This window comes from Peribacillus sp., assembly GCF_059453735.1.
The window spans coordinates 1-3,374 of the sequence record NZ_JAZVJO010000433.1 but is presented as its reverse complement, the minus strand read 5'-3'; the positions used below and the strand labels follow the sequence as shown (position 1 = coordinate 3,374).

Annotated in this window: 3 protein-coding genes; all 3 read left to right on the top strand. The window is 38.7% G+C overall.

Annotated features, from left to right (window positions below; genetic code table 11):
• A partial coding sequence (locus tag AC52RT_RS14255; RefSeq protein ID WP_495541353.1) for an ATP-binding cassette domain-containing protein occupies window positions 1-843 on the top strand: 843 nt, incomplete at its 5' end.
• Window positions 840-2,003 carry a multiple monosaccharide ABC transporter permease gene (gene mmsB / locus AC52RT_RS14250; RefSeq protein WP_495541352.1) on the top strand — a complete coding sequence of 388 codons (1,164 nt, stop codon included), beginning with the start codon at window positions 840-842 and terminating at the stop codon, window positions 2,001-2,003. The genes AC52RT_RS14255 and mmsB, both read left to right, overlap by 4 nt.
• A 19-nt stretch (window positions 2,004-2,022) precedes the next feature.
• Window positions 2,023-3,006, top strand: a complete 984-nt coding sequence (locus tag AC52RT_RS14245) for an aldo/keto reductase (protein ID WP_495541351.1) — start codon at window positions 2,023-2,025, stop codon at window positions 3,004-3,006.
• Window positions 3,007-3,374 lie beyond the last annotated feature (368 nt).

Below are 3,374 nucleotides of genomic sequence, written 5' to 3'. Positions count from 1 at the left end.
ACAGAGGACCGTATTATTAAAGGAATGGTTGGCCGGGACTTAACGAATCGTTATCCTGATCATACGCCTAATATTGGAGAAACGATTTTTGAAGTTCGGAATTGGGAAGTTCAAGATCCGGCTAATCCGGACAGAAACATTGTGGAAGACGTCAGCTTTTCTATCCGCAGCGGTGAGATTGTAGGAATAGCTGGACTTATGGGGGCGGGACGAACGGAGCTTGCCATGAGTATTTTTGGGAAAGCCTACGGTAAGAAAATTACTGGACAGTTGTTTAAAGATGGAAAAGAACTGAAATTAACAAATATAACCCAAGCAATCAACAACGGAATTGCTTATGTGACAGAAGATCGGAAACAGTACGGTCTGGTTCTAGAAGATGATATTAAAACCAATATTACCTTAGCGAACCTGAAAAAAATTTCTAAGAATACGATTGTCAATGATCATCAAGAAGTGATAGAGGCAGAAAAGTACCGGAAACAAATGAATATAAAAAGTCCAAGCATTCTGCAGAAAACAATGAACCTAAGCGGGGGAAACCAACAAAAAGTAATTTTGAGCAAGTGGATGTTTACGGAACCAGATATTCTCATTCTTGATGAGCCAACTCGCGGTATAGATGTCGGGGCTAAGTATGAAATCTATTCGATTATTAATACATTAGCTGACCAAGGCAAAGGCGTGCTTATCATCTCGTCAGAGTTACCTGAAATACTAGGGATAGCTGATCGTATTTATGTAATGAGAGAAGGCAAATTCACCGCTGAATTCACTAGAGAAGATGCTACACAAGAAAAAATAATGAAATATATGACTAGAACAGGGGTGGAGCAGCAATGAAGACGCTTGCTAGTTTGTTCAAAAATAATTTAAGACAGTATGGCATGGTACTCGCATTAGTCCTAATTATGATTCTTTTTCAAATTTTAACAGAAGGTGTTCTATTAAAACCAATTAATATTACGAACTTAATTCTTCAAAACAGCTATATCCTTGTTCTAGCGATAGGTATGCTTTTAGTAATCATCCTCGGGCATATTGATCTTTCAGTAGGTTCAGTTGTCGCGTTTGTAGGAGCGATGTCAGCCATCTTTATGGTAGAAATGAATTTACCTGTATGGCTGTCTGTTGTGCTTTGTCTGATTATCGGTGGCTTAATTGGTGCGTGGCAAGGTTTTTGGGTGGCGTTTTTACGGGTACCTGCGTTTATTGTTACGTTAGCTGGAATGCTGGTTTTCCGCGGCCTTACCATGCTTGTCTTAGATGGACAATCGATTGCACCATTTCCAGCGTCATTTCGTCAAATGAGTTCAGGCTTTATACCAGGGCTTAATAAGTCGGGTGATTTGGATCTGTTAACCATGATTGTTGGAGTTGTTATTTCACTGATCTTAATCTGGGGGGAAATAAGAAAAAGAAAACAACAAGCTTCTTATAACTTCGACATCTTGCCAATGTGGTTATTTGCCTTAAAACTAATTCTCATTGTAGGCGTGATGAATGTATTTGCTTATTTCCTAGCTTCATATGAAGGAATTCCTAATATCCTTGTCATTTTAGTTGTCTTAATTGTTGTGTACTCATTCATTACGAATAAAACGATAGCAGGCCGTCATTTATATGCCCTAGGCGGCAATGAGAAAGCGGCTAAGCTTTCTGGGATTAAAACAAAATGGCTGACATTTTGGGTATTTGTGAATATGGGTGTCCTTGCTGCGTTATCCGGCTTGTTATTTGCAGCTCGATTGAATGCGGCTACTCCAAAAGCAGGAAACTCATTTGAGTTAGACGCGATAGCAGCTGTCTTTATCGGCGGGGCTTCTGCCTATGGAGGGATAGGAACTGTGATTGGAGCGGTAGTGGGTGGACTGGTTATGGGGGTCTTGAACAATGGGATGTCCCTCATCGGGTTAGGTGTCGATTATCAACAAACGATTAAAGGGCTGGTTCTCTTAATTGCAGTTGGTTTCGACGTTTACAATAAAAATAAATCATCTTAAATAAAGGAGTGACTTTTCTTTGAAATTCCGGAAACTAGGAAATACAGAATTAAACGTTAGTGAGATTAGTTTTGGAACATGGGGAATAGGCGGTGATTGGGGGAAGTCTACGACTGAAGATGCGCTGTTAGGTTTACATCGTGCAATGGAGCTTGGCGTAAATTTCTTTGATACGGCAGATGTATATGGAAATGGCCGTAGTGAAGAATTACTTCGTGAAGCTACTAAAGGCAAAGAAGATCAAATTTATATCGCTTCAAAGTTCTGTAGAGCAGGTGATATACATGACCCCAAAACGTATTCTGAAGAGGCAGTTCGTGCATATTGTGAAGATAGTTTAAAGAGACTGGGCCGTGAGCGGATTGATTTGTATCAAATTCACTGTCCACCTCTAGAAATCTTAAAAAATACGAATGTATTTGAGGTACTGGACAAATTACAGCAAGAGGGGAAGATTCGTCATTATGGTGTAAGCGTGGAAACGGTTGAAGAAGGACTCTTTTGCCTGACTAATCCAGGTGTTAAGGCTTTACAAGTTATTTTCAATGTATTCCGTCAGAAAGCCCTTGAGGAACTGTTCCCGGCAGCTAAAGAGCAAGGCGTTGGTCTTTTAGCACGTGTGCCGCTCGCAAGCGGACTACTTACAGGTAAATTTACGAATCAAACTAAGTTTGCTGACGATGACCACCGTCATTTTAATGCAAATGGTGAACAGTTTAATGTAGGCGAAACTTTTGCAGGCCTTGAGTTTGCGAAAGGAGTAGAGCTTACTGAGGAACTTTCCTGGATAGCGGAAGGTCGTGAGTCTTTAAGCAGTGCTGCTTTGCGCTGGATTCTTGACCAAGATGCCATAACATGTGCCATTCCCGGGTTTAAAAATGCAAAACAAGTTGAACAAAATCTTCAAGCTATTCATACGAAGCCATTTACTGAAAAAGAATTACAACGGATAAGAAGCTTCTATGAAAGTAGTGTGAAAAGTTATATTCGGGGAGCTTATTAAGTCAAATACGATCTATTAAAGGAACTACTTTTTCTTGTTCATTTGAACCGGAAAAAGTAGTTTTTTTCTTTTTCTCTTATAGGGCAGGGAAAGTAAAAAGTATGTCTTTTTACTTATAAATAATCTGAAAAAATATGAAAGTATCATACTATTGGTATAGAAATAATGTAGACGTTTTGTGAATAAAATTGTTAAAACACTCTATAAAGGCTGATAAATCAATGTTCTTTAAATAAAATCTCGAATGGGAATTATTTCTTAATAATATTCTTTGTTTACTTTTCCTGATCATCTATTGTACTATATAGATGTTGGAGGTTAGAGGTCAGACATCTTGAGCCCTCATAATAAAAATATATTTTTTAAAA

What these genes read in the sequence shown, in the direction of transcription:
- mmsB (WP_495541352.1), top strand. Translation starts at nt 840, where the DNA reads ATGAAGACGCTTGCTAGTTTGTTCAAAAATAATTTAAGACAGTATGGC.